This window comes from Arcicella aurantiaca (genome assembly GCF_003148625.1).
Lineage (GTDB): Bacteria > Bacteroidota > Bacteroidia > Cytophagales > Spirosomataceae > Arcicella > Arcicella aurantiaca.
Window position 1 is genome coordinate 125,106 of sequence record NZ_QGGO01000001.1, and the last position, 26,048, is coordinate 151,153.

Below are 26,048 nucleotides of genomic sequence, written 5' to 3' on the forward strand. Positions count from 1 at the left end.
TCAGGGTAGTGTTCTATTTTGTCCCATTGCTTATAAGCAAAACGGCACAAAAGATTTTTCTTTTGTGCCGTTTTTTGTGAGTTGATAATATGATTAATCTATTTCGGATTTGCGAATATTATTTTCCTATTTCGATTCGTATTTCTTCAATTTGTCTTAACGAAAGTCCAGTAATATCTGCAATAAATTGGTTGTCTGCCCCTTTAATAATTGCATTTTTAGCTATCTCTACATTCCTGTTTTGTCGGACAATGTCTTCTGCTTCTGATTTTAGAGAAAGAATCTCACTCGCTTTATAATGCAAATAATCCAAATAACGATTATAACTAAACTGGTCGTCTTCTGGAAGTCGCATATAGTCCAAAACCTCACCAGCCTCTTTAAGTCCTTTTGCTTTAAACTCATCTTTCACTTCACTGTTTTTCAAGAAGTAAATCCATTCGTCTAAATTGTCTTTTGCGATGTCGTTAAACTTATTTACTTTGATAATATAAAACTCAGGGAATATATCCGAAACTTTATCTTTTGAAAATGCTGTTTTTTGTTTGTCGGAAAGCGTTAATGTATCATTTTGATGAAGTCCGAAAAAATTTGTGCTACCCTTATAAACATAATCTTGTCCTTGACCAAGGTCAAAATAGACAATATTGATAGAAATTACCTTTTTAATTTCAGAGTAAGCTTGCCCCAATGACAAGTTTTCTGTCAAGGCCTTTGAAGCTCCGTAAGCCATTCTGTGAAAAAAATCAATCTCGTAAGTGTTTTGAATCTCAACAACAATTAACTCATTTTTAGAGTTTTGTGTAAGAATATCCACCCGATTAAACTTGTCGTCTTCGGTGTCTTGATTACTCTCACTCTCCAATATTTTTTCAATACGAATATCTTCAAATAGTAATTCACTTAAAAAACCCTCTAAAACGCCAAAATTGGCTTTATTTCTCAAAAGTCTTTTAATTGCCCAGTCAAATCGAATTAATTTTTTGCCCATTTTCTTTAATTGTCAATGCTGTAAATTTACGATTTTTATTTTAGTATTTCTTTTTTGTTCATAGTTGTTACGTTTCTTATGCACGATGGCTGGTTTGGTGACATCTATGAGACGATAAAGAATATCTGTATAGTCTTACTCTATTTATTAATAGTAAATATCAATTTGAATTATATTTCATTGCGTATTAAGTTTGCCATCGAAAATCAATACAAACAATAAGCGATAATATATGATGCTAAAAAACAGATAACTCTCTCAGAATATTTTTTCAGAAGTAAAACTATATTCACTAACACTAATTAAAACAGCGTTGAAGTAAGTCGGGCAGGATTTATTTTGACGCTGTTGCTGTTTCCATTGCTCTATTAATTTGGTCATTCTATCGACACATATCGGTAAAAGCGTCATGTCATGATACAAAATTTGAGGAAAATATCGTAATTTGTTGTGATAAGAACTTTTCAAAAACACAACTAATTTTCACAACAAATAAAAAACGGATGCTTAAAAATTTACGATTCGTCTTGCTTACTAACCTTTTAACTTATTGCTTGATTTTCATTGCTTTGACTGATGTTTCTGCCCAAAATAGAGAAATCAAATTGCCAATGTTAGATGGTAAAGTAACAGACTCTAAAACTGGAGAACCTATTGTTGGAGCAACAATTTCATTAGATTTTAAAAAGACAGGAATTACTACCGACACCGCTGGCTATTACCAATTATTTTTGCCTAATGGCGAATATGTTATCAAAGTTAGTCATGTTGGTTATAAGCCTTTTAGAATAAAATTGTTCCTAAATGCTGACAAAAAATTGGACGTAACTTTAGAAGACGTAACCAAAACTTTGGAAGAAGTCATTGTGTCAAGTCAGGCTACTCGGAAAGATATTCAAACGCCTTCTTTGGGTGTTACGCTTTTGAGTATTAAGGGAATTAAAAAATTGCCTGCCATGATGGGTGAAGTTGATGTAATTCGTTCGCTCCAAACACTTCCTGGAGTATCGTCTGTGGGTGAAGGCTCTAATGGAATTAACGTTCGTGGAGGTGCTATTGACCAAAATTTAATCTATATCGACGAAGCTCCAATTTTCAATCCAACTCACCTTTTTGGCTTATTTTCGGTTTTTGCCTCTGATGCTATTCGTGAATTGGAATTGTACAAAGGAGGAGTCCCAGCCCGTTTTGGAGGACGTTCCGCTTCAATTTTAGATATTAAAATGACCGAACCCAATCTTGAAAAATTCAAGATGTCGGGGGGAATTGGTTTAGTGTCAAACCGTGCAATGGTTGAAGTGCCAATTATCAAAGATAAATTATCTATTTTGGCAGCAGGGCGTCTATCTTATAATGACTTTTGGTTTAAACTATTGGGTACAGATAATATCAAAAATACCCGTGCGAATTTCTATGATTTAGCTACAAAAGTTTTTTATCGTCCTAATAAGAATAACACCATTTCGCTTTCTACTTATATTAGTCACGATTATTATCAGGTAGATTCTTTGTTTAGTTTAGAAAATGTTATTGCCAAACAAACCCAATTTACTTACGGACATCTTAATTTTTCTGGACGTTGGAGTCATTATTTTAACACACGTTTAAGCATGGACGTTCTGGGAGTTGTGAGTAATTATAAAACACGTACTTATTCGCCAGATAGTGTAAATAGAATTGATTTGAATAATAATATCAATTACAAAAACTTGAAAATCAACTTTGATTTTAACCCCAACGATAATCATAAAATCAATTTTGGATTGTCTGGAGTTCGCTACGATATTGCACCGGGAATGTTAAATAAAGATGTGAAATCAAGAGTGGCTACGGTAATTTTACCCGACGAACAGTCTATGGAATTGGCGGCTTTTATAGATGATGAATACAAAGTAAGCAAAAAATTTACGATTCAAGCAGGGCTTAGATATGCTCTTTTCATGAATTTAGGTCCATATTCAATTAGAAAATATATTGATGGACAACCCCGAACGACAAATACTCAAATAGGTACGGAAGAAATTGGGAGTGGTTCGGTTGAAAAAAGTTATGGAGGTATTGAGCCAAGAATTGCCATGAAATATTCTATTGGGGAAAATTCGACCATTAAATTAGGTTATAACAGAATGCAACAATTTATCCAATTGCTTTCTAATAATACAACTCCTTTGCCAACTGCTCGTTGGAAAACCTCCGACACTTACATAAAGCCTCAACGTAGTGATTTTATTTCTTTAGGATATTTTAAAAATATTAAGGAAAATGTCTATGAGTTATCTGCCGAAGGATATTACCGTGAAACCAATAATGTGTTGGATTATATTTCTGGGGCAAATTTGCAGTTGAATAATGCCATTGAAACCCAAGTCGTTTCTGGGCAAGCCAAAGCTTATGGCTTAGAATTGATGCTTACCAAAAAACGTGGCGAAATGAGTGGCTGGATTAGCTATACCTACGCACGTTCATTACAACAAGTACGTGGAGATTTCCCCGAATTACAACAAATTGCTCACGGAAATTGGTATCCGTCCAACTATGATAAACCGCATACCGTAAACGCAATGATAAATATTCAGCCAACAAAACACCATAGTTTTGCCTTTACGTTTGCGTATAATACAGGGCGTCCGTTTTCATCTCCTTCTGGATTATTTCAGATTGATAATAAGAAATATCCAGTTTATGAAACTCGTAATAATGACCGAGTTTCGGATTATCACCGTCTGGATTTTTCTTGGACGATAACCAATCCAAGTTTGAAAGAAAGACGTTGGGAAGGTTCGTGGACTTTTACGGTTTATAATATTTACGGACGTAAAAATGCTTATTCTGTATTTTTCAAATCTGTACCAGCAGGCATACAGCCTTACGAACTGAGCGTTTTTGGAGCTCCATTGATTTCATTAACATACAATTTTAAATTTTTATAGAAGCTTAGTAGGGATTGGTTTTAGAGATTAGTGTTGTCATGAGCTTGATTATCAATAAATTATGATAGCGTTAGTCTCTGATTAATTACTAATGACCAATTTGCCATACACAGAAATTATTCTCATGAAAAATAAATTTCCTATATATTTTATACTTTTATTGGTCTTAGCTGGCTCATGTATTACGCCAATTACAGATTTTACGCAGGTATCATCTCTGAGTTTTTTATCAGTTGAAGCATCATTAACTGACCAAGCGGGACCTCAAAAAGTACGTTTGTATATGTCTTCCGAGAGATTGACAGGAGCATATTTTACCCCAATAAGCAAAGCTAAAGTGTATTTTTTAGATGAAAAAGGTGTGCGAGAAGACCTCACCGAATCAAGTTCATCTAAAGGAACATACGTTTCATCAACCACTTTTGCAGGACGTGTGGGCGGAAGTTATACGCTAAATATTGAAACTGCCGAAGGGAAAAAATATAAATCAGTGGCTGAAACAATGAAGGCCGCTCCAGAAATTGAAAACGTCATTACTCGTTTTGAAATTTTGGATAATTATGCCAAAGGCGACCCTCGAAGAGCAGGATTTAATATTTATTTAGATTTTCAAGACCCCAATACTTTAGGCGATAATTATCAATGGTATTGGAAACATTATCAACGTGCTGATATTTGTGAAACTTGTGTAGGTGGAAGTTATGATTTCTTCAAAAATACTTGTGTTATGCCACGTGTGCCAACTGATAAAACCTTGAACTATAAATGTGATGGAGATTGTTGGGATATTACTTTTTCGACAGACATTAATATTCTTTCAGATGCTTATTTGAATGGACAAAGAGTAACAGGAAAATTAGTGGCAAGACTTCCTTTTGATGGTATTTCGCCTTATTATTTACAGTTAGAACAAAGGTCAATTACTGCCAATTCTTATAATTATTATCAAGGACTTAAAACGCAAACTCAAAGCAACGGAACATTATTTGACGTACCTGCCGAAACACGATTTAGTTATAATATCAAATCAACGACCAATCCAGAAGAGAAAATTTTAGGCGTTTTTGATGTGTTTGCAGTGCGTAGAAAAATCTTTTATATCGACCGTTCTTTGTCTAATACACAAGGAGAATTGCCAACTACCAAAAAACTTGAAGGAGATATTTATACTTGCCCAATTGGTTTAGCTAACTGTAAAGAACTGGTACAATGTTACGACGGTTTGTATAGAACGCCATTTAAACCCGCAGGCTGGAAAGAATAAATAGACTTCCTGCGAAAGTGTTTTATGCTTGAAAAATTTTCTCTATTTGTAGTTGAAAAGATGTTGTTTTACGACTTAAAACATTTTCGTAGGAAGTCTAATAAACAAAGTGACGTATTTTATGGTTAATTTTGAGTCTGAATAGACATAATAACCGTAAGTCTTATAAAAACATTATGCAAACCATTGAACCACAAACATTGTCAGAGTCTCAACAAGAAAATAAATTTAAAACAGGTGTATTAATTGTCAATTTGGGTACTCCTGACTCTCCTAATACCCCCGATGTTCGTAAATATCTTCGTGAATTCTTGATGGATGGACGAGTGATTGATATTCCTGCTATTGGTAGATGGCCTTTAGTAAATTTGATTATTGCTCCATTTCGTTCTCCTAAATCGGCTAAAATTTATAAAGAATTATGGGAAGACAGAGGTTCACCGCTTAAATTTTACGGAGAAGATGTTGAGAAAATGCTTCAAGATAGATTAGGGGATGATTACGTCGTAAAATTAGCGATGCGTTATCAATCGCCAAGTATGGATGAAGGCTTAGAGCAATTCAGAAAATCAGGTTTTCAGAAAATTATTGTTGTGCCGTTCTTCCCTCAATATGCTTCTGCAAGTACAGGTTCGGTGTTTGAAAAAACCATGAAAATAATGTCAGGTTGGCAAATTATTCCTGAAATAAAATTCACGAATACCTTTTTTGACCATCCTAAATTTATACAACATTTTGCCGATACCGCCCGAAAATATATGGCAGAAACCAACTTTGAACATTTCCTTTTTAGTTATCATGGATTGCCAGAAAGACAAATGACCAAAGGTGATTGTACTGGAAATACGTGTAAATTTGGCTCTTGTTGTGATACCCTTCATTCAATGAATCAATATTGTTACAGAGCTCAATGTTTTGCTACAACACGCTTGATGGTGAAGGAGTTAGGTTTGAAAGAAGGCACATACACAACGTCGTTTCAGTCTCGTTTGGGCAGTGACCCTTGGATAAAACCATATACTGATGACGTAATAAAAGATTTGGCAAAAGCAGGTACAAAGAGTGTTTTGGCATTCTCACCAGCTTTTGTTTCTGATTGTTTAGAAACGACCATTGAAGTAGGAGAGGAGTACAAAGAGATTTTTGAAGAACATGGCGGTGAACATTGGCAATTGGTAGAAAGCCTTAACAATTCACCACTTTGGGTAGATTTATTAGAAGATTTAGTAAGAAAATCTTAATACCCCGACAGTGGCTTTTCGCCCTGTCGGCGGTTTGTTTTATTATTTGAGATGTATAAAATAAAAAGCATAAAAATGGCACGAATTCAAAAGTTCGTGCCATTTTTGTGTATTCAAATTATTTATAGAAAGAAATCAATCGACCAATAACAGATTTCCAATTACCGCTTATGATTTACTTAGCTCTCAGTGTATTTTTCTCCGTTTTATTGCTCATCAATTTTCGTGTTCATCCACGTTTTGGAGTTAATACTTTTCAAGCAATTATTCTCAATTATCCTGTTTGCTTTTTGACAGGTTTAATTTTCTTACCAAGTACCCAACATTTTTCAGTTGATTTTGCACAGCCATCAACACTTTTCGCCATGTTATTGGGAGTTGGTTTTGTGGTAACTTTTTTATTATCAGGAGTTTCAACACAAAGAATGGGCATTACGGCTACGTCATTGGCAAATAATATTTCCTTGGTTATTCCTGTGATTTTTAGTTTGGTTGTATTAAAAACAAGTCAGAATTTTGATGGATTAAACTATTTGGGTTTAGTCTTAGCCATCGTTGCAGTTGTTTTGAGTACCTTAAAAAAAGAAGAAAATACAGAAAACCGTTCCGTAAAAACATCAGATTGGTTGTTGCCGATTGCCGTATTTACCATGTACGGAATTACCAATACCACTTTCAATTTCTTGAATGCTAAATATGTAACTGCTTCTGGAAATACCATTCCGTTTACCTTAACTATTTTGATAGGTTCAATCGTTTTTGGAGGTATTGTCTTGACTTTGAGAGTGATACAAGGGAAAGAAAAACTGGAATTAAAAAGTCTTTGGGCCGCATTTCCGTTAGGTATTCCTAATTTTTTATCTTTCTATTTTTTATTGAAAGCCTTAGATGCTTTTCAGAATAATGGAGCATTTGTTTTGCCGATTTACAATATCAGCGTAATTCTAATTTCTGCTTTTATAGCCTTGATTTTCTTCCAAGAAAAACTGTCAAATCTCAATAAAATTGGCTTGGCTTTAGCAGTTATCGCTATCGGATTGATTTCGTATCAAGGACTTGTGTAACACGGACAGCCTTGTCCGAATTCTACTTCTATTTACTTCTAAATCAATACTCATAAAGGTGAAATGTATTCTATAATCGTAGAAAGAGCTATCTCAAAATCATTTTTTACAGTAAAAAATACCGTTTTGGATATCCATAAATATGCTAAATGGTGGAAAGAATATAAGCCAACTATAAACACGGAAGGTGATATAATTGCTTTTTCCCCTGTGCCATTTTTTAGTATTGAGCTTGTCCTAATAGAACTAAAGGATAATTCTATAAAGTTTGAATACCGAAATGCTCCTTTTATTGGATTTGGTACTTGGGAAATTTTGGAAATTAACCAAAACTGTACCTCAGTAAGCTATAAAATTGAAATAAAAGGTAAAAGCATATTTTTTGATAAGTTAATTCGGTCAGCATTTTTTGTAAAAAAACACCAATTCGATATTTTTAAATTGATAAACAAACTTGAATACCTATGAAAATACTTGACGAATTAAAACATTTTTGGGAAGTTAATAATTTGCCTATTGATGGAGGCGTAAAAGATAAATTCAATGAGGTTAGCATTGTAGGATTTTCTTTTAAATACCCCAATTTAGACGGAAAAGCCTTAATGTTACACGATTTGAATCACTTGATAACAGGATATAAAACCAACTGGACAGGTGAGTGTGAAGTTAGTGCTTGGGAGTTAGCCAGTGGAGGTAGAAAAGGGTATGCGGCAACATGGATTTATCCGATAAGTCTTGTATTGATTGGTATGGTTATTTGTCCCTTCAAAACATATAAGGCTTTTATAAATGGTTTAGGAAAACGCAATAGCTTTATTATTTCCAATCAGACCAATATCTGGAAGCTAACCAAGACGGAATTGATAACATTGGTTGGGTAATTTTACCGCTTGCTGATATATTTATTCCCTTTCAAATAAAACCGATAAGGCAAGTCAGCACCTTGCGTAATGCCGATTCTGGTAGTGGTAATGATTTCATTTTCAGGTATTTCAATTTTAGGGGGAATGATTTTTAAGTCATTCCCCAAAATACTCCAATTGTTCATACCTTTATGAATTGCCATTGCTTGCACTAATTTTCCCGGTCCCGAACATAGGTTTTTGACCACATCAGTTTTGCGTCTTTCTTTCATCAATTCTATTCCGTCCACAGGCTCTAAAGCACGAATTAAAACGGCTTCTCCAATGTCTTTTTGGTTAGTAGAAATATTGACGCAAAAGTGCATTCCATAAATTTGATAAACATAAATTGTTCCTGCTTCACCAAACATGGGAGCATTGCGTTCACTTTTTTTACGATACGCATGGCAGGCTGGGTCGTCTTGCAAATAAGCTTCTGTTTCTACAATAATTCCCGAAGTTATCCCTTCTTCGTTTTCGTGTATGAGCGTGTATCCCAATAATTGCTTGGCAACCGAAAGCGTATCTAAATTGAGTAAATCCATATTTTAATCTAAAACAGCATAAGCTCTAACTGGAAATGTTCCCATGCCTTTTACTTTTGGCGGAGTTGCCGAAAACTTAAAAGGAGTATTTGCTGGAATTTCTTTGAGATTGCAAAGATGCTCAACAATCAAAATTTCGTTTTTCAGTAAAATTGTATGAACAGGACGAGATTTTCCTTCTACATCATCAATATTATGAGAATCAATGCCAACTAATTTTACCCCTTGTGACACCAAATATTCAGCAGCATCGGCAGTCAGAAATGGGTTATTGGAATAATACGCATCGGTTTTCCAATTTTCATCCCAATTGGTATTTACTAAAACGGCTTTATTTTTCAAATCAAGTCCTTCAAAATATGATTTGTCAATCCGTAAAGTTTGACGATAAGGAATTTTAATCAACACCGCCTCTAACATAGCAGTTTGTTCAATCAGTATTTCGGATAAATCTTTTCCGTCTTCGTAACGGTGAAAAGGCGTATCGAGGTAAGTTCCTGTATTAGAAACCATTTCAATTTTTCCCATCTGAAAAGACGTACCTTCTTCATACCATTGTTTAGATTCTTCACGTGTCCAAAAATCACAAATTACAGGTGCGGGAAGTCCTTTGTAGGTAACAACTCCTTCTTCTATGGTATGGCTTAAATCTATAAATTTCATGATTTTTTATTTTTTAGTAAAGCAAAAACTGCAATAAAAACCCAAACAACATTGACCATTGCCGAGGGATAAGCCTTGTGATGAATGGTATTAATGATAAAGAAAATACCTCCGATTAAGTTTGCCAATTGATATGCCGTAGAATTGGAAGAAATTTTATTAAGAGAATTTAAAGCAAATGCTCCGACGATGAGAATTGAGGCTATCCAGCCTAAAATTTCGATAATAATTTCGTTCATTTTTAAAAATTATAGTTTGTTATTTGAAGTTCAATTTTCTACATAACCATATTATGCAGGAAAACCATTTCCCAAATTAGCATATTTAGCGGTCATTCCCGACCTTTGCCCAAATTTTTAACAAACATAGACGATGGCACAAGTAAAATCGGGCGATAAAATTAACGTCCACTACACAGGCAAATTGACAGACGGAACACTTTTCGATAGCTCGGCAGGACGTGAGCCTTTAGAATTTGAAGTTGGTTCTGGAATGGTTATCAAAGGTTTTGATGAAGGTGTTACAGGTATGAGTGTGGGCGAGAAAAAAACGATTCATATTCCTGCTGCGGAGGCTTACGGAGAAGTTGACCAAAATTATTTGGCAGTTTTTAACAAAGCTGAAATCCCTGCCGATATTCCTTACGAAGTTGGTATGCAATTAAATATGCACCAAGATGGTTCTGGTCAAGTAATGCCAGTTACGGTTGTTGAGGTTACTGACACAACTATCACTTTAGATGCTAATCACCCTTTAGCAGGTAAAGATTTAATTTTCGATTTAGAATTAGTTTCTATTGGGTAAGTGGGGAGAGGAGTTGTGAATTGTGAATTATGAATTGTGAGTAATTAGTAATGAATTATGGAGTTATGAATTATGAAAAGGATAACCCACAACTCACAATTCATAATTCACAATTCATAACTCCATTTCCTTCTTAAAGTTCTTTCAGCAGTCGCTCCAAAGCATCTATATCTTTTACCAATACTTCACGAGCTTTTGAGCCTTCAAAAACACCTACAATTCCTGCTGCTTCCAATTGGTCAATTAATCGTCCTGCACGGTTATATCCTAATTTTAAACGTCTCTGAATCAATGAAGTAGAGCCTTGTTGATGCGTTACAATCAAACGAGCTGCATCATCAAAGAATGGGTCACGGTTGCTGGCATCAAATTCAGCTTTATCATTTCCACCTTCATTATCTCCTTCAAATTCTGGCAACATATAGGCAGAATCATAACCTTGTTGATTTCCGATAAAATCACAAACGTCGTCCACTTCTGGCGTATCCACAAAAGCACATTGCAAACGAATAATATCAGAACCCGTAGAAAGTAACATATCTCCCATACCTACTAATTGTTCAGCTCCACCTGTATCTAAAATAGTTCGAGAGTCAATTTTTGACGTTACTTTAAACGACAAACGAGCAGGGAAGTTTGCTTTGATTGTACCCGTAATTACGTTTACCGAAGGACGTTGCGTTGCAATTACTAAGTGAATACCAATGGCACGAGCCAACTGAGCCAAACGAGCAATTGGTTGTTCAACTTCTTTGCCAGCGGTCATCATTAAGTCTGCTAACTCGTCAATTACTAAGACAATGTATGGCATAAAATAATGACCTTTTTCTGGATTTAATCTTCTATTGATAAACTTAACATTGTATTCCTTCAAATTTCTACAACCTGCATCTTTCAATAAATTATAACGATTATCCATTTCGATACATAATGAATTGAGCGTATGCACAACTTTTTTAGTATCGGTAATAATGGCTTCGGCAGAATTTGGTAACATTGCCAAGAAGTGACGTTCTATTTTATTGAAAAGTGTTAATTCTACTTTTTTAGGGTCAACCAATACAAACTTTAATTGTGATGGATGTTTTTTGTACAATAACGAAGTCAAAATCATGTTTAAACCAACTGACTTTCCTTGTCCTGTTGCCCCCGCCATCAATAAGTGAGGCATTTTGGCAAGGTCGGTAACAAAGATTTCGTTGCTAATTGTCTTACCCAAAACAATTGGTAAATCAGCCGTTGATTTCTGGAATTTCTCTGAACCGATTACCATTTTTACAGGCACCATTTCTCGGTTTTTGTTCGGTACTTCAATACCGATTGTCCCTTTTCCCGGAATTGGAGCGATAATACGAATACCCAAAGCTGCTAAAGAAAGAGCAATATCATCTTCTAAATTCTTGATTTTTGAAATTCTAACTCCTGCATCTGGAATAATTTCATAAAGCGTAACTGTTGGTCCAATCGTGGCTTTAATGGAGGCAATACCTATTCCGTAGTTACCCAAAGTCTCTACAATTTTATCAGAATTTGCTTTCAATTCTTCTTGCGAAACATTAGCTTTTCCAGTGTCATATTCCTTCATTAAATCTAAAGTCGGGAATTTGTAATGCGGTAAATCGAGCATTGGGTCATACAAACCAAACTTTTTCAATAACTCCTCATTAACAGCATCTTTTTCGTCTAATACGATTGGCGTTTCTTCTTCATCTTCCGTAATTGATTCAGGAATATCCTCAGCGTTTTCAATCGTTAATGAAATTTCACCTTTTGGACTTTTAGTAGTTGGTGTTGTAACTACTGGCGGAAGGTATGGGCGAATATTCTCTTCATCGTGATTGTCAACATGGTCGATGGTTAAATCTTCTAATTCTTCCTCAACACTTGGAGATGCTTGGAAATCTTGACGAACTCTTTGAATATTTTTGGCACTGGCAATGTCTTTTTCAACGGTTTCTTCTTGCTCTTCGTCTTCATCATCTGCTTCTTGCAAGACTGTCGAAGAACTTAATTTATCTGAAAGTTTGCTAACCGAGTCTATTCCATAATAATAAACGCAGAAAACAATCAGCACGAACATAATAACCAAAATAGACGCCCAGCCAATAACACCGTATAAACTTTGATTGATAAAATAGCCAATTCCTCCGCAAACGTTACTTAGGGTTGCTTGTGCGTCGAGCATAAAAACAAAGAACCCGAAGAAACAACTAAACCAAAACATATAAAATAAAGCTTGCCAAGTAAGGTTTTCTAAGGCAATCAGTTCTCTTTTGAAACTCATTTTGAACCCTGAAACAAATAAAATTGGAATCAACAAAAATGCTGACCAACCAAACAATTCAAATATCAGTAAATGAGATAATTTTGCTCCGTACAAGCCAAATGGATTAGCTGTCTTTTTGGGTTTTGGGGCATTAGCCAAAGCGGCGTCAATTTCACTTTGGTCAGTATTTCCTGTAAAAAGATGAGAGAAAAAAGAGATTAACATAAATGCTGCTACGAGCATAAACAAAACCCCCACAATGAATTTGAATTGTTCATTTTGGGTTAAATTCTTAAAGTTAAAATCAAATGATAATTGTTTATTTGGTTTTCGTTCTTTAGGACGGTCTGCGATTTTGGAGATATTCTTTGCCATAGTAAGGATGTTTGTTGATTGCAGATTTTTAGATTTTAATTTCAGATTTAAAACTTCCAAAATTGAAATCATTTCTCAATCATTCAATTAACCCAAAGTTCGTAAATTTGAGGGTGTTTTGCGAGATTTTTTTGAAAAAACTGTTATTTGGAGATTTTGTGGAGGAATTGTGTAGCTCTGAAAGGATGAATGGGGTTGTATTGGAAAACGTGCGACACAGTCGCCAAACCATTTAGGTACTGATTGCAGCGAGATATTGACGCTTATTTAACGTTGGCGAGGTTAAAATTTTCACTTACCCCAAGTTGTAACCGAAGTGAAACTTGCTGGACATGGAATGGTCTTGTTAACCTTCCCGAAAGTTTTGAACTTTCGGGAAGGTCGTGCATCACAAAAATCATTTCCTCAAAACCACCTTTTCCGTTTGCTCAATTTTCCCATCTTTAGAGATTTTTAAGATATAAATTCCTTCTGTTTGAGATGATAAATCTAATACCAAATCTTGATTAATCGTCTGATTTTTTTGCGATAAAATCTTTCTTCCTGTAATATCAAAAAGCTCGTAATCAGCTATGATTGGATTTTTGACATATAAATATCTATTAGTTGGGTTTGGGTAAACGATAAAATTCTTCGGTTCCTCGGTGGAGGTAATCAAGAATTTAGAAGTATTTTTTAACCATTTCAAACCACCTGTATTTGTACCAATCATCAAGTCTGGAATTAGGTCATTATTAAGGTCTGTAACGGCTACATTTAACATTCCGCCTAATGGTAATTGAGCATTTTTATTATTGAATTCGTCAAAAATAGAGGTGCTATCAGCTACAAATTTTGTTTGGTTCTGCTCGGTAATATTTTTATAGACTTTAATAAATCCGCTTCTATTTCCTGTGATTAATTCTTCTTTGCCATCACCGTTCAAATCTGCCGTAGCTAATGAAATATTCCCGATGGTATAATCGTCTATAATTCCGCCCAATTGGTCATTGTTAAGCGTATAAACTGGATTTTTTGCTGTTCCCGTATTTTTATAATATTCCAAACGACCGCTTCCTTTGCCTAACAAAAGGTCTTTGAGTCCGTCTTTATTCAAATCAAAAAACAAGGGGAAATCCCCATTAGCAAGGTATTCGACAGACGGAATTGTTACGGCTTCTGCCAATCTTACATCAAAAGCTTTTCCTTTTGCAGCTCGGTTTGGAAAATACCGCATAGAAACTCCCACAAACGAGTTGGCAATAAAACCTAAATCATCAACGCCGTCAGCATTTAAGTCGGCTATAAAAGGTTTAATTTCAAATAATTGTTGATTTTTGGAAATACCCAAATAGTCATTATTTGTCAATTCAAAAGTATTATTTCCTTTATTTTCAAACAAAGAAATACTGGCTCTGTATCCTGTATCACCACGATTTCCTGAATTGCCAACCAATAAATCTTGGTCGCCATCGCCATCAATATCTGCAAAAACGGGGGCGGAGTTTTCTCCTAAATCCACCATGCTATTTTGTAACATATTGGTCTGTACAAAGTTGAAATCGGGCTTATCGTCTTTGCCAATATTCTTATAAAACCAAACTGAATTTTGGTAATCAACGGTTTGTAAAGCATTGTCCGAACCATTGGGAGACGTTATTAAATCTCTAACTCCGTCAAAGTCCAAATCTTCATAATACATAGCGGGAAATACGGCGAAATCCACAGGTTTGGCATTGGGAAATTTGTAATTTGCTCCGCTAAATCTTGCTCTTGCAAGCGTACCTGTATTATTTAAAGAAGCCACATTGTTTTTAGTAACGTGTCCGAACAAAATGTCTTTTAAACCGTCACCATTCAAATCTAACAACAGTAAAGAATTGCCTGAGTGTAAAATTTTTGCGTTTTTATCCGTTTGAAAAGGGTTATCTAAAGGCACAGGATTATCGCCACAAGGTTGATTGAAAACAATATCATCAAAGTGTTCTTTGTAAAAACCTCCCCAACAATCTCCTACTCTTTTGAATTCTAAATTTTCAGCATTTTTATAATTTTCAACACTGAAATTTCTGTGAAACATCGTAAAATTTCCAGATACATCAAAAGCAACAATATCATCGTCGCCATCATTGTCAATATCTGTAATAGAAGGCATATCGGTAGAACTCAAATAAAGATTTAATTTCCCAGAATATCCTGTGCTGAAAATTGGGTCTGCTGAGAGTTGAAAGCTCAAATTGTCGGTTGTGGTGTTTTTGTAGGCTTTTATTCCTCCGGGTGTATATGTGAAAATATCTTTTTTGCCATCTCGGTTATAATCTCGTAATAAAATCCAGTTGGAAATTTTAGGAAAAGCACTTTCATATTTAGGTTCATATTGCCAAAAATATTTGCCTGTATTGTCTTGTTTTGCCAAAAAAGTATAAAGTTTTTGAGCCGTTCTATCAAATACAACAAGGTCGTCTATGCCGTCTTTGTCTAATTTACAAGTAGAAAATTGTGGAGCATTGAAACCGCCAGCAAAGGAATTTGGCAAGGTTTTTCCATTTTGAACAATTTTCAAAGAATTATCATATTTGAAGGTAAACTCTTGAGCAAAAGTTTGAGTCAAAATGAATAAAAAAGGTAAAAATTTATATGACATATTCTGTTTGTTTATAGGAAAGGGTTTGCTGGGTTTGTTTATTTTTTTCAAAATCTCGACAACCAATTGCCGAAACGGAGTGACAATGTTTTAGCCAAATTTTCAACTTATCCAATTTTCAAATTATCCAAACCCGTATCTTTACGACCGATTATATTTAAAACGAAAAAAATGATGATTTCGCTTATTGATTTATACCAAAAATACAGAGAATGTTCTGGTGTTTCAACCGATACCCGCAAAATTGGCTCAGATTCAATGTTTTTTGCTTTGAAAGGTCCAAATTTTAATGCCAATGCTTTTGCACAACAGGCTCTCGAAAAAGGAGCGAGATATGCAGTAGTTGACGACCCAGCGGTAGTAACTGACGAGCGGTTTCTTTTGGTAGAAGATGGATTAAAAGCTTTGCAGGATTTAGCTAATTTTCATAGAAAACAGTTTAATATTCCCTTTGTTGGACTTACGGGTTCTAATGGAAAAACGACTACCAAAGAGTTGATTAATAGTGTTTTAGCTACAAAATATAACACTTATTGTACTGTTGGAAATCTCAATAATCACATCGGAGTTCCGCTTACCGTTTTGGCAATTGATGATTCGGTAGAAATTGCCATTATTGAAATGGGAGCGAACAAGCAAGGCGATATTAAGGAATTGGTAGAAATCTGTGAGCCAACGCATGGTTTTATTACCAATATCGGAAAAGCACATTTGGAAGGTTTTGGTGGGGTAGAAGGTGTAGCAAAAGGGAAAGGCGAATTATTCGATTGGTTGGCACAAAATCATCAGACGGTTTTTATTAATGTTGCTTCAGTGCCGACTTATGAAATGGCTCAGCAACGACAAGGTTTTAACGAAATCATTACTTATACTACTGATACAAACAGAAGATTCCCGACGGTAGTAACGATGCAGGAGGAAATTCCATTGGTAACTTTTACCGAAAGAGAAGGTGGATATTTTGAGTCGCATCTTACAGGAGCTTACAATTTCCAAAATATTGCCGCTGCCATAAGAATTGGCGAATATTTTGGTATTGATACCAAAACGGCTTGTCAGGCTGCGGCTGATTATGTACCAAATAATAACCGTTCTCAGTTTGTTGAAAAAGGAACAAATATGGTTTTGATGGACGCATATAATGCCAATCCGTCGTCAATGTCGGCAGCTATTAAGAATTTTAACAACTTGAAAGCTGAGAAGAAAATGGTGATTTTGGGTGATATGTTTGAGTTGGGCGACGAAGCCGAAGCAGAACACAAAGCACTCGGAACACTTTTGGCAGAATGTAATTTCGATAATATCCTTTTGGTAGGTTCATTAATGGAAAATGCAGTGAATCAATTGCCAATGATGAAAGTGCTGTATTTCCCAGATAAATTTGGTTTACACACATGGTTGAAGGATTATCCGCAAACCAATACACACGTACTTGTAAAAGGCTCTCGTGGAATGGGTTTAGAAAGCGTTTTGCAGTTTTTGTAATGTAACACAGACTTCAGTCTGTATGTAGAAAGAATACTTACAGACTGAAGTCTGTATATACAAAGAATACTTACAGACTAAAGTCTGTATATAGAAAGAATACTTACAGACTTCAGTCTGTATGTAGAAAGAATACTTACAGACTGAAGTCTGTATATAGAAAGAATACTTACAGACTAAAGTCTGTGTTACATAAATAGCCGTTTACTCATTTTCTATACCATTTACTCAATCAGTGATAAAGATTGCTAATAGTTAATATTACTTTTGGAAAGTATTACGTTAATGAGCGTAAAATTTTCCCTAATATAAATCATTACCACCCATCAAACTCATGGATAATTACTCATCTCAGAATTCCCCGCAAAAATCTGGAAATAACAATGCTCTCAAAGCAGGTTTAGTTGTGATGACCTTACTTTCTGGAGGTTTAGGTTATATGCTTTTTCAGTCGAAAGAAACTGTTAATAATCAGCAAGAAGTTATCAGTACAAAAGTGATGGAGTTAGCACAAACTCGCACAAAATTAGATTCAATTACAGTCCAATTAGATGCCCAAATTGCTGAAGTTCAAAAATTGGGTGGCGACGTTACCGAACTTCAAAAAGCAAAAGCAGAGTTAGAACAAGACAAAAAAGATTTATCAAAACGTTCTTCGGCTGAAATATCAAGTGTGAAAGCTAAATATGAAGATAAAATCAAAAATTACGAATCTTTATTAGCTACCAAAGAACAAGAATTAGTAAAACTTCGTGAAGAAAATGGCGTCTTAGCTTCTGAAAATCAGAATCTTAATTCTGAAAACTCAACCCTTAAAACCGAGAAACAAGGTTTAGCTCAGAGTGTAGAGAAAGAGAAAGCTGAGAAAGAAGAAGTTACTTCTAAAAATAAAATTTTAGCGGAAAAAGTAACCAAAGCAGCAGCCTTAAAAGCTGAATACGTAAAGGTTATTGGAATCAACGAAAAAGGAAAAGAGTCGGAAGAGAAACGTTATAAAGCTAAAAAGTTAGCTAAAATTAAAATTGCTTTTCAGTTAGCTAAAAACGATGTAACTGAACAAGAACGTAAAACGGTTTTCATTCGTGTACTTGACCCAGATGGTTCAACCATCTTTGATTCGTCAACAGGTTCAGGAAACTTTACTTTCAATGGTCAAGAATTAGCTTATACCACTCGTGGAGATTTGAATTATGATAACGAAAATCTTTATATCGAAATGGTTTACAGTCGTGGCGGAACACCATACCGTGAAGGAAAATATACCGTAGAATTATACGCAGAAGGTTTCAAAATTGGAACGGGTGGATTTGAGGTAAAATAAGATTAATTTTAGTTTAGTAAGAATCGCCAACTTTTCAAAAGTTGGCGATTCTTTTTTAGCACCCACAAAAACCTTTAAAAGTATAAAAGTAGGCTTTCTTTTTCTGTACCAATTTCACTTTATAAAGCTGATATTCCAGACAAGTATTAGGCTCTTTTCTGGTTGTAGTTTGCTTGATAAAAATTTTGGTACTGCCATTTTGATAAGTCACAGGATATTTTTGAGTGCCTTGGGTTACAAGAAAATTTTCATCTTTCCCTGATACATTGAACAAGGCAATATTTCTTCCCAAAGAATCTTCTTCTGATAAATTCCCAATAATTTTATTGCCAGATTCTACATAACAACCCGCATGATTTTTTGGGTCGTGAAGAGGTTTGAACTTTGGCTTTTGAGCGTTTATATGAATAGCACTCAATAATAGAGCAAAATTTATGACGATTAATTTCATGACGTTTTCGAGTTAAATTTTTCGTAGAACAATTTATAACTAAATCCTTAAAAGTCCTTTTAATATTTAGTATGTGGCTCGCTATCATTATCAAAGGAGGGTTTTTGTAATGAAGAGAAATTTATTATCAAAGGACATGAGAACGGTGTTCCTTATATACTCTTTAATAAATCTAAAAGGTAGATAAATAATCTTTGGAAATTAATTTTTACGATAAAATATCTAATTTTAATGATTTTGATGGAAAAACTAAAAACTTATTCTCAATCATTTTTTAAATCAAAGATAAAGGCATTAATTTTGTATTATTCTAAGAAATAGCATTGTACAAAAATTATTATAAAAATGTCAACTGAAACGCAACAGTACGTTCCGTACAAAGTAAAAGACATCGCTCTTGCTGAGTGGGGTCGTAAAGAAATTCGTTTAGCAGAAGCTGAAATGCCAGGTTTGATGGCTCTTCGTGCTGAATACGGTGCAGCACAACCATTGAAAGGTGCAAGAATCGCAGGGTGTCTTCACATGACAATCCAAACGGCTGTTTTAATTGAAACTTTAACTGCTTTAGGTGCTGACGTAACTTGGTCATCATGTAATATTTTCTCTACACAAGACCACGCTGCGGCTGCTATCGCTGCTGCGGGTATTCCTGTTTATGCTTGGAAAGGTATGAATGAAGAAGAATTCAACTGGTGTATTGAACAAACTTTATTCTTTGGTGAAGAACGTACTCCATTAAACATGATTTTGGATGATGGTGGTGATTTAACAAACATGGTATTTGATGAATATCCTGAGTTAATCGACGGTATCAAAGGGCTTTCTGAAGAAACTACTACGGGTGTTCACCGTTTGTATGAGCGTATGAAAAAAGGAACATTATATCTTCCTGCTATCAACGTTAATGACTCAGTAACGAAATCTAAATTTGATAATAAATACGGTTGTAAAGAATCATTAGTTGACTCAATCCGTCGTGCTACTGACTTAATGTTAGCTGGTAAAGTGGCAGTTGTAGCAGGTTATGGTGACGTAGGAAAAGGTTCTGCTGAATCTTTACGTGGTGCAGGTTGCCGTGTTTTAGTAACTGAAATTGACCCAATTTGTGCTTTACAAGCAGCAATGGACGGTTTTGAAGTTGTGCCAATGAACGAAGCCGCTACTCGTGCAAATATTTTTGTAACGGCTACTGGTAACTTAAATATCATCCGTGAGCGTCATTTCAGATTGATGAAAGATAAGGCTGTTGTTTGTAACATTGGTCACTTTGATAACGAAATCGACATGGCTTGGTTGAACGGAGCTTATGGTTCAACAAAAGAGCAAATCAAACCACAAGTAGATTTGTATAATATCGACGGAAAAGAAATTATCATTTTGGCAGAAGGTCGTTTAGTAAACTTAGGTTGTGCTATGGGACACCCATCTTTTGTAATGTCTAACTCTTTCTGTAACCAAACTTTGGCTCAGTTAGAATTGTGGGTAAACACAGACAAATACGAGAAAAAATTATATATCCTTCCTAAGCATTTAGATGAGAAAGTTGCCTACTTGCACTTGGCTCATATTGGTGTACAGTTAGACAGATTAGAAACTGACCAAGCTGAATACATCGGAGTATCAGTAGATGGCCCTTACAAATCTGATTTGTATCGTTATTAGGATTTTGGTCTTTTGAGCATTAAAAACTCCCTGTCGGATTTATCTGGCAGGGAGTTTTTTGTGTTTACAGAAACAAATACCTATTTTTAAGCTTAAATTATACACAAATGGTAGCTACTCGCTCACAAATACGAAAAAAACGACTTCCCGTTAAAGTGAAAGATATTCCATCATATCTTATCTACGAAGTGATGGATGGAAAACCTATTTATTATGAAGGATTTAAAGAAGTTCTAACAAACCAAAAGACATTTGAAGAAATAATGGGAAGTAGCTTATTACAAAGTAGAATTATTGCGATTTTGATTCAATATTTTTCTAAACTTATATCGGATGAGTTTGAAATTTTTACCAATGAATTTGGAATTCATATTGACCATAATGATAATTTATGTGGAGATTTTGGTATCTACCACATAAGTCAATTTGAAGGTGTTGGTATGAACAATAAATATACGACTATCCCGCCCAAAATAATGATTGAAATAGATACACAAGCTAACATGGACTATATTACAGATAGCGATTATTTTCATAAGAAAACGCAAAAACTTCTTGATTTTGGGGTTGAAAAAGTAATTTGGTATTATACAAACTCTAAGAAAGTGATGGTGGCAGAAAACAATAAATCTTGGACAATTGATAATTGGGATAAAACAATAGAAGTGATGCCAAACCTTAATCTTTGTTTGACTGATTTGATGTTGAAAAAAGGCATTTCTTTATAAAACCCATTTTTCTTGAACTCCTACTAATGTGGGAGTTTTTGCTTTTCAGCGATAATTATTCGTAATTTGCACCCCAAACATATAAAAACGACCTTGCCTACAAATAATTTACATATAGAACCAATTTTTAAAAGCGAAAATCCAAGATTTGATATTGAAAAACTCAATCAATACAGGCTTTCTTGTGAGGTTTCAGAATCATCTTTTTATTGTGAAGTTGTTGATTTAACTAACAATGAGGAGGTAATTGCTATTGAAAACTATCAATTCTCAGCAACAGAATCTGATATATCAATTTCCCATTTTTTACAGGCTATTTATGAAACGCATGATTTTTTGAAATCATTGAAATGGAAATCTGTTGAGATAATTATTGATAATCAAGCATTTACATTAGTTCCAACAGATTTGTTCAGAAAGGAATATACCATTAGATACCTTCAATTGGCTAAAGGTTTACTAATTACGGATGAGGAGGAAGTAAATGCCTACACGCACGAAGATTTGGGAATTATTAACGTGTATAGTACAGACCGTGAGTTATACAATTGGTTTTCAGAAGTTTATCCATTAGTGGATATTTCATACAAACACAAAACGAGCAAACTTATTGATTTTGCTGTTTTTTCAAGTAAAGCTCAAACTGCTTTTGTACATTTTGGGAATCAACATTTTACATTGGTGATTACGGTAAATGGCACCTTGAAATATTGTAATCGTTTTCTTTACAAAACTCCACAAGATTTGGTCTATTACGTTCTTTTTGCCATGAATGAATTAGAGATAGAACCAGATGAAATCTTCTTTCGACTTTACGGAAACATTAAAGAACAATCGGAAGATTTTAATTTACTGAATCAGTATTTACCAAATGTTAAAATAGGTATATGAAAAAAGTTGGCTTTTTCCCAGGTTCTTTTGACCCTTTCACGAAGGGACACGAAGATATTGTTGTGCGTGCATTAACAATTTTTGATGAAATTATCATCGGAATTGGGCATAACGCCAATAAAGCAAGGTATTTCCCAATCGAAAAAATGATTGCATGGATTGAACTTACCTTTGAAAATCAGCCTGTTAGTGTTGTTTCTTATAATGACTTAACTGCCAATGTCGCAAAAGATATGGGAGCTAATTTTTTGATAAGAGGACTTCGCAACACGACTGATTTTGAATATGAAAACTCAATTGCTCAGGTAAACAGATATTTGGTAGAAAATTTAGAAACCGTTTTCTTGATTACTTCCCCTCATTTAGCTCCTATTAGTTCAACAATCATTCGTGATTTGCACCGATACGGAACAAATGTCGATGAGTTTTTACCATATAATATTAATACTTAAACTTCCCTTCAACTAAGTTTAAGTTTAAATAGCTGGAGTCAGACCCTATGCAGGGATTCTTTTCGTAATTATCTGATAATAAGGAAAGAATCTCTCTTAATTGCTCTAATTTTTCCGTTCCGATAATCTCATTGATTCGATTCTCAATAACTATCGAACATTCTTTCCAATCCAAAATACAATCCACTCCTTTATCGCTCAATTTTACAAGCACTGTACGGGCATCATTGGGGTCTTTTTCTGTTGTAATATAACCTTCGTCTTGTAATTCTTTTACCAATTTGCTCATGGCTTGCTTAGTAACTCCTGCCAAATTGGCAAGTGTATTAATGCTTGACCCTTGTAAATCAATATGTATTAAGGCAACCATGTGTCCGACACGGAAATTTACATAACCTTTCGAACGCAAAAATTCCCCTGCTAATTCTCTAAAAAAACGATGTGATTTAGTCAGTAATCGTCCTAATTGACGATGTTTATTCTCCTTGAATATATTTAACTGCTCTAATTTATGATTTGTCATACTGGATTTGGATTATTTCCAAGAGTAAAGATGATATTTTCAAGACAAAATTACAAATAATAAAAATAATTGTCAATATACTTGACTAATTTAGTAAACTTAGTTTACCTTTGTATCGTCAATAAGGTTTACTAAATGGTTTCTCTCCAAAACTACTTTCTAAATCAATCAAACAAACTCCAAATAAATAGATAAAATGGAAAGTCAAAACTCAATTAAAAAGTATATTCCTCGTATCATCATTTTCGCTATATTAGGTATTGGGGCATATTATGGATACTCAAAATACAAATATGCTATTTCTCACGAGGATACTGATAATGCCCAAATTGAAACGTATTTCGTACCAGTTTTACCAAGAATGGCAGGTTATGTAAAAGCGATAAATGTGAAAGATTATGACCTTGTAAAAAAAGACCAAGTTTTAGCAGAAATTGATACAGACGAAGCTCAGTTAATTTTAGATGAATTAAATGCTGATTATGTGCAAGCTCAAACTGACGTAGAAAATGCAAAAGCTAATATTGGTAATCTTAATGTAACGGTGAAATCAGCGGAGGCAAATTTAAGAGCTAATTTTTTACGTAAAGAAAAAGCTAAAAAAGATGCCGACCGTGATGCCAATTTAGTGGCAGAAAATGCCATTACTCGCAAACAAGCAGATGACAGTAAAGCAAATTTTGAGATTTTAACGGCTCAATACGATGCTGGAAAAGAAGATATTTTAACGGCAAAATCTAAAATGCCAGTTTTACAAGCTGCTCTACACAAAGCAGAAGCGGTTTTGGGTGTGAAGAAAGTTAAAATTGAACAACAAAAATTAAAACTTACTTATTCAAAAGTATATGCACCAACGTCTGGACGAATTGGTAAGAAAAACGTTGAAGCAGGACAATTTATTCAGGCTGGGCAACCTTTAATGACCGTTGTTCAAGATGCTAATTTCTGGGTGGTTGCCAATTTTAAAGAAACGCAAGTGAGTAATTTAAAAATCGGTGCGGAAACCGAAATTAAATTAGATGCTTATCCGAACAGAGTTTTAAAAGGAAAAATCATTTCAATTGCAGAGTCAACAGGTGCAAAAACTTCATTATTACCTCCTGACAATGCTTCTGGAAACTTTGTGAAAGTTACGCAACGTGTACCTGTGAAAATTGAAATTGAAGATTTTGAAAAAAATAAAGACATACTTCGTGCAGGACTTTCATTAGAGGTTTCAGTACCATTAAAATAAGGTTTTTTTGAATTACCTATCATCAACATAAAATTTATATCTTAAAATGGCTGCTAAAACAGGTCTTGCAAAATATGTTATCGTCCTCACGACGGTTACGGCAGCAATTATGGAATTGCTCGATACCACCATCGTGAACGTCGCTTTGAACCAAATGGCTGGTTCGTTAGGTGCAACGATTGAGGACATCGCTTGGGTGATTACATCTTATGCCATTGCAAACGTTATTATTATCCCAATGACAGGTTTTTTGGGAGAATATTTTGGTCGAAAAACCTATTATTTGACCTCAATGGTCATATTTGGTGTGGCTTCTTATTTTTGTGGAGCATCGCACGGTTTATGGGAATTAGTTTTTTGGCGTTTTATTCAAGGAATTGGAGGAGGAGCTTTATTATCAACCTCTCAGTCGATTTTATTTGATGCCTTTGAACCGAAAGATAGAGGAATTGCCTCTGGATTATTTGGAATGGGAATTGTACTTGGACCAACCTTAGGACCCGTTTTAGGAGGTTATATTCTTGATAAATACGATTGGTCGCAAATATTTTATGTAAATATTCCAATCTGTTTATTGGCAACTTTATTAACGGTGCTTTTTATTGAAAGAAAGGAAGGAGAGGGAGAACGGAAAGATGAAATAAAAATTGACTATCTCGGTATTGGTTTGTTAACGGTTGGAATTGGTTCATTACAATTTGTTCTTGAAAAAGGAGAGTCTGAAGACTGGTTTGAATCTCGTATGATTGTTACTATTAGTTTGATGGCAATTGTTGGCTTAGTTGGTTTTGTGTGGCGAGAACTTACTACCGACCACCCAGCAGTAAATTTAGGCGTTTTCAAATACCGAATATTTGCCATTTCTACCATGTTTACTTTGGTGGCAGGGCTTGGCTTATTTACGTCATCATTCGTTTATCCTGTATTAGTGCAAAGAGTAAATGGATTTACGCCTTATGAAGCAGGTGCATCTCTAATTGCTCCGACTTTGGCAGCGGTATTTTTATTCCCAATTATCGGCAAACGTATGAGTTCGGGAGCTCCACCTTTGCCATATATGTTTGCAGGCATTTGTGTATTTATTTTCTTTGGCTTTTATAGCGGAACGGCTACGCCAGACATGGGGCGTTGGGATTTCTTCCCGATGCAAATTTGTAGAACAATTGGTATTTCGCTTTTGCAATTACCCCTTATCAATCAGGCAGTTGCGGGTTTAAAACCAAAAGAATATCCAGCAGGAATTGCTTTGTCAAATATGATTCGTCAGTTGGGAGGAGCTTTTGGAATTGCTTTAGCAAATAATTTCGCCACGAATAGAGCCGCTCAACATCGTTCGGATTTAATGGCGAATATGTCACCCGATAATCCACTTTTTACAGAACGTGTTACGGGAATGGCAAATAATATGATTGCTAAAACAGGCGATATTTTCAACGCTACTTCAATGGCTTACAAACAGTTAGATTTAGCGGTTTCACGACAAGCGTATTATTTGGCATATTTAGATACATTCAGACTTATTGGCATATTTTTTATCTGTATTTTGCCATTTTTGTATTTCCTCAGAACACCCAAAAAATCTGCCGAAGAGGCTGCTGAAATGGCAAAAGCAACCGCTGAAAGTCATTAGAAT

General features: G+C 34.8%; 23 protein-coding genes. 15 read left to right on the forward strand and 8 right to left on the reverse strand.

The features are described from left to right. Window positions 1-118: 118 nt before the first annotated feature. Window positions 119-991 (reverse strand): Rpn family recombination-promoting nuclease/putative transposase, encoded by an 873-nt coding sequence (locus LV89_RS00530; protein ID WP_109740900.1) that lies wholly within the window; start codon window positions 989-991, stop codon window positions 119-121. A 527-nt stretch (window positions 992-1,518) separates the two neighbouring features. Here LV89_RS00530 and LV89_RS00535 point away from each other — a divergent pair. The 6 genes from LV89_RS00535 (at window position 1,519) to LV89_RS00560 (ending at window position 8,371) form a co-directional block, all read left to right on the forward strand. Further along, window positions 1,519-3,921, forward strand: a complete 2,403-nt coding sequence (locus tag LV89_RS00535; RefSeq protein WP_158279481.1) for a TonB-dependent receptor — start codon at window positions 1,519-1,521, stop codon at window positions 3,919-3,921. A 124-nt stretch (window positions 3,922-4,045) separates the two neighbouring features. Further along, window positions 4,046-5,185, forward strand: coding sequence for a DUF4249 domain-containing protein (locus LV89_RS00540; RefSeq protein WP_158279482.1), 1,140 nt, complete (start codon window positions 4,046-4,048; stop codon window positions 5,183-5,185). A 176-nt stretch (window positions 5,186-5,361) separates the two neighbouring features. After that, on the forward strand, window positions 5,362-6,426 hold the full coding sequence (hemH, locus tag LV89_RS00545) for a ferrochelatase (RefSeq protein WP_109740903.1): 1,065 nt from the start codon (window positions 5,362-5,364) through the stop codon (window positions 6,424-6,426). Between the two features lie 170 nt (window positions 6,427-6,596). Continuing rightward, complete coding sequence (locus LV89_RS00550; RefSeq protein WP_109740904.1) at window positions 6,597-7,490, forward strand: DMT family transporter; 894 nt, start codon at window positions 6,597-6,599, stop codon at window positions 7,488-7,490. 63 nt (window positions 7,491-7,553) lie between these two features. Continuing rightward, entirely contained in the window at window positions 7,554-7,958 is a 405-nt protein-coding gene (locus LV89_RS00555; protein WP_109740905.1) for a hypothetical protein, read from the forward strand. After that, complete coding sequence (locus tag LV89_RS00560; RefSeq protein WP_109740906.1) at window positions 7,955-8,371, forward strand: hypothetical protein; 417 nt, start codon at window positions 7,955-7,957, stop codon at window positions 8,369-8,371. The genes LV89_RS00555 and LV89_RS00560 overlap by 4 nt, the downstream gene beginning before the upstream one ends. Before the next feature lie 2 nt (window positions 8,372-8,373). Here LV89_RS00560 and LV89_RS00565 read toward each other — a convergent pair whose 3' ends face one another. From LV89_RS00565 to LV89_RS00575, 3 genes are read right to left on the reverse strand one after another with little or no spacing between them, the layout of a single operon-like run. Beyond that, window positions 8,374-8,937, reverse strand: coding sequence for a DNA-3-methyladenine glycosylase (locus LV89_RS00565; protein ID WP_109740907.1), 564 nt, complete (start codon window positions 8,935-8,937; stop codon window positions 8,374-8,376). A 3-nt stretch (window positions 8,938-8,940) separates the two neighbouring features. Beyond that, entirely contained in the window at window positions 8,941-9,600 is a 660-nt protein-coding gene (locus LV89_RS00570; protein WP_109740908.1) for a cyclase family protein, read from the reverse strand. Next, a complete protein-coding gene (locus tag LV89_RS00575; RefSeq protein WP_109740909.1) occupies window positions 9,597-9,839 on the reverse strand; it encodes a CBU_0592 family membrane protein in 243 nt (80 codons plus the stop codon). The genes LV89_RS00570 and LV89_RS00575 overlap by 4 nt, the downstream gene beginning before the upstream one ends. Window positions 9,840-9,972: 133 nt before the next feature. On the opposite strand from LV89_RS00575, the gene LV89_RS00580 reads away from it, so the two are divergent. Further along, a complete protein-coding gene (locus LV89_RS00580; protein ID WP_109740910.1) occupies window positions 9,973-10,404 on the forward strand; it encodes an FKBP-type peptidyl-prolyl cis-trans isomerase in 432 nt (143 codons plus the stop codon). Window positions 10,405-10,537: 133 nt separating this feature from the next. Here LV89_RS00580 and LV89_RS00585 read toward each other — a convergent pair whose 3' ends face one another. Both LV89_RS00585 and LV89_RS00590 read right to left on the reverse strand, forming a co-directional pair. After that, window positions 10,538-13,045, reverse strand: coding sequence for an FtsK/SpoIIIE family DNA translocase (locus LV89_RS00585; RefSeq protein ID WP_109741108.1), 2,508 nt, complete (start codon window positions 13,043-13,045; stop codon window positions 10,538-10,540). A 397-nt stretch (window positions 13,046-13,442) separates the two neighbouring features. After that, window positions 13,443-15,668: an FG-GAP repeat domain-containing protein gene (locus LV89_RS00590; protein WP_109740911.1), complete on the reverse strand. Its 2,226-nt coding sequence runs from the start codon at window positions 15,666-15,668 to the stop codon at window positions 13,443-13,445. Window positions 15,669-15,839: 171 nt separating this feature from the next. Between LV89_RS00590 and LV89_RS00595 the strand changes: the two genes are divergently transcribed. Together LV89_RS00595 and LV89_RS00600 are read left to right on the forward strand one after the other, a co-directional pair. After that, window positions 15,840-17,153 carry a UDP-N-acetylmuramoyl-tripeptide--D-alanyl-D-alanine ligase gene (locus tag LV89_RS00595; protein WP_310588751.1) on the forward strand — a complete coding sequence of 438 codons (1,314 nt, stop codon included), beginning with the start codon at window positions 15,840-15,842 and terminating at the stop codon, window positions 17,151-17,153. A gap of 334 nt (window positions 17,154-17,487) precedes the next feature. Further along, window positions 17,488-18,474, forward strand: coding sequence for a DUF8428 domain-containing protein (locus LV89_RS00600; RefSeq protein ID WP_109740913.1), 987 nt, complete (start codon window positions 17,488-17,490; stop codon window positions 18,472-18,474). A 55-nt stretch (window positions 18,475-18,529) separates the two neighbouring features. On the opposite strand, the gene LV89_RS00605 is transcribed toward LV89_RS00600, so the two are convergent. Further along, window positions 18,530-18,925 carry a hypothetical protein gene (locus LV89_RS00605; protein ID WP_109740914.1) on the reverse strand — a complete coding sequence of 132 codons (396 nt, stop codon included), beginning with the start codon at window positions 18,923-18,925 and terminating at the stop codon, window positions 18,530-18,532. 345 nt (window positions 18,926-19,270) lie between these two features. Here LV89_RS00605 and ahcY point away from each other — a divergent pair, with 345 nt between their 5' ends. The 4 genes from ahcY (at window position 19,271) to coaD (ending at window position 22,658) form a co-directional block, all read left to right on the forward strand. Further along, a complete protein-coding gene (gene ahcY, locus LV89_RS00610) occupies window positions 19,271-20,587 on the forward strand; it encodes an adenosylhomocysteinase (protein WP_109740915.1) in 1,317 nt (438 codons plus the stop codon). A gap of 107 nt (window positions 20,588-20,694) precedes the next feature. Further along, window positions 20,695-21,315 carry a hypothetical protein gene (locus LV89_RS00615; protein ID WP_109740916.1) on the forward strand — a complete coding sequence of 207 codons (621 nt, stop codon included), beginning with the start codon at window positions 20,695-20,697 and terminating at the stop codon, window positions 21,313-21,315. Window positions 21,316-21,408: 93 nt separating this feature from the next. Continuing rightward, window positions 21,409-22,206 (forward strand): DUF3822 family protein, encoded by a 798-nt coding sequence (locus tag LV89_RS00620; RefSeq protein WP_158279483.1) that lies wholly within the window; start codon window positions 21,409-21,411, stop codon window positions 22,204-22,206. Beyond that, window positions 22,203-22,658, forward strand: a complete 456-nt coding sequence (coaD, locus tag LV89_RS00625; protein ID WP_109740918.1) for a pantetheine-phosphate adenylyltransferase — start codon at window positions 22,203-22,205, stop codon at window positions 22,656-22,658. The genes LV89_RS00620 and coaD overlap by 4 nt, the downstream gene beginning before the upstream one ends. Here coaD and LV89_RS00630 read toward each other — a convergent pair. Next, a complete protein-coding gene (locus LV89_RS00630; protein WP_109740919.1) occupies window positions 22,648-23,181 on the reverse strand; it encodes a MarR family winged helix-turn-helix transcriptional regulator in 534 nt (177 codons plus the stop codon). The genes coaD and LV89_RS00630 overlap by 11 nt on opposite strands. 196 nt (window positions 23,182-23,377) lie before the next feature. Between LV89_RS00630 and LV89_RS00635 the strand changes: the two genes are divergently transcribed. Next, window positions 23,378-24,415 (forward strand): HlyD family secretion protein, encoded by a 1,038-nt coding sequence (locus LV89_RS00635; protein WP_109740920.1) that lies wholly within the window; start codon window positions 23,378-23,380, stop codon window positions 24,413-24,415. A 46-nt stretch (window positions 24,416-24,461) separates the two neighbouring features. Next, entirely contained in the window at window positions 24,462-26,045 is a 1,584-nt protein-coding gene (locus tag LV89_RS00640) for a DHA2 family efflux MFS transporter permease subunit (RefSeq protein WP_109740921.1), read from the forward strand. The last annotated feature ends 3 nt before the right edge of the window (window positions 26,046-26,048 follow it).

Coding starts and splice junctions, on each gene's coding strand:
- LV89_RS00595 (WP_310588751.1), top strand. CDS start 15,840: ATGATGATTTCGCTTATTGATTTATACCAAAAATACAGAGAATGTTCT.
- LV89_RS00575 (WP_109740909.1), bottom strand. CDS start 9,839: ATGAACGAAATTATTATCGAAATTTTAGGCTGGATAGCCTCAATTCTC.
- coaD (WP_109740918.1), top strand. CDS start 22,203: ATGAAAAAAGTTGGCTTTTTCCCAGGTTCTTTTGACCCTTTCACGAAG.
- LV89_RS00615 (WP_109740916.1), top strand. CDS start 20,695: ATGGTAGCTACTCGCTCACAAATACGAAAAAAACGACTTCCCGTTAAA.
- LV89_RS00590 (WP_109740911.1), bottom strand. CDS start 15,668: ATGTCATATAAATTTTTACCTTTTTTATTCATTTTGACTCAAACTTTT.
- LV89_RS00630 (WP_109740919.1), bottom strand. CDS start 23,181: ATGACAAATCATAAATTAGAGCAGTTAAATATATTCAAGGAGAATAAA.
- LV89_RS00585 (WP_109741108.1), bottom strand. CDS start 13,045: ATGGCAAAGAATATCTCCAAAATCGCAGACCGTCCTAAAGAACGAAAA.
- LV89_RS00555 (WP_109740905.1), top strand. CDS start 7,554: ATGTATTCTATAATCGTAGAAAGAGCTATCTCAAAATCATTTTTTACA.
- LV89_RS00600 (WP_109740913.1), top strand. CDS start 17,488: ATGGATAATTACTCATCTCAGAATTCCCCGCAAAAATCTGGAAATAAC.
- LV89_RS00565 (WP_109740907.1), bottom strand. CDS start 8,937: ATGGATTTACTCAATTTAGATACGCTTTCGGTTGCCAAGCAATTATTG.
- LV89_RS00530 (WP_109740900.1), bottom strand. CDS start 991: ATGGGCAAAAAATTAATTCGATTTGACTGGGCAATTAAAAGACTTTTG.
- LV89_RS00550 (WP_109740904.1), top strand. CDS start 6,597: ATGATTTACTTAGCTCTCAGTGTATTTTTCTCCGTTTTATTGCTCATC.
- LV89_RS00635 (WP_109740920.1), top strand. CDS start 23,378: ATGGAAAGTCAAAACTCAATTAAAAAGTATATTCCTCGTATCATCATT.
- LV89_RS00605 (WP_109740914.1), bottom strand. CDS start 18,925: ATGAAATTAATCGTCATAAATTTTGCTCTATTATTGAGTGCTATTCAT.
- LV89_RS00570 (WP_109740908.1), bottom strand. CDS start 9,600: ATGAAATTTATAGATTTAAGCCATACCATAGAAGAAGGAGTTGTTACC.
- LV89_RS00560 (WP_109740906.1), top strand. CDS start 7,955: ATGAAAATACTTGACGAATTAAAACATTTTTGGGAAGTTAATAATTTG.
- ahcY (WP_109740915.1), top strand. CDS start 19,271: ATGTCAACTGAAACGCAACAGTACGTTCCGTACAAAGTAAAAGACATC.
- LV89_RS00540 (WP_158279482.1), top strand. CDS start 4,046: ATGAAAAATAAATTTCCTATATATTTTATACTTTTATTGGTCTTAGCT.
- LV89_RS00580 (WP_109740910.1), top strand. CDS start 9,973: ATGGCACAAGTAAAATCGGGCGATAAAATTAACGTCCACTACACAGGC.
- hemH (WP_109740903.1), top strand. CDS start 5,362: ATGCAAACCATTGAACCACAAACATTGTCAGAGTCTCAACAAGAAAAT.
- LV89_RS00640 (WP_109740921.1), top strand. CDS start 24,462: ATGGCTGCTAAAACAGGTCTTGCAAAATATGTTATCGTCCTCACGACG.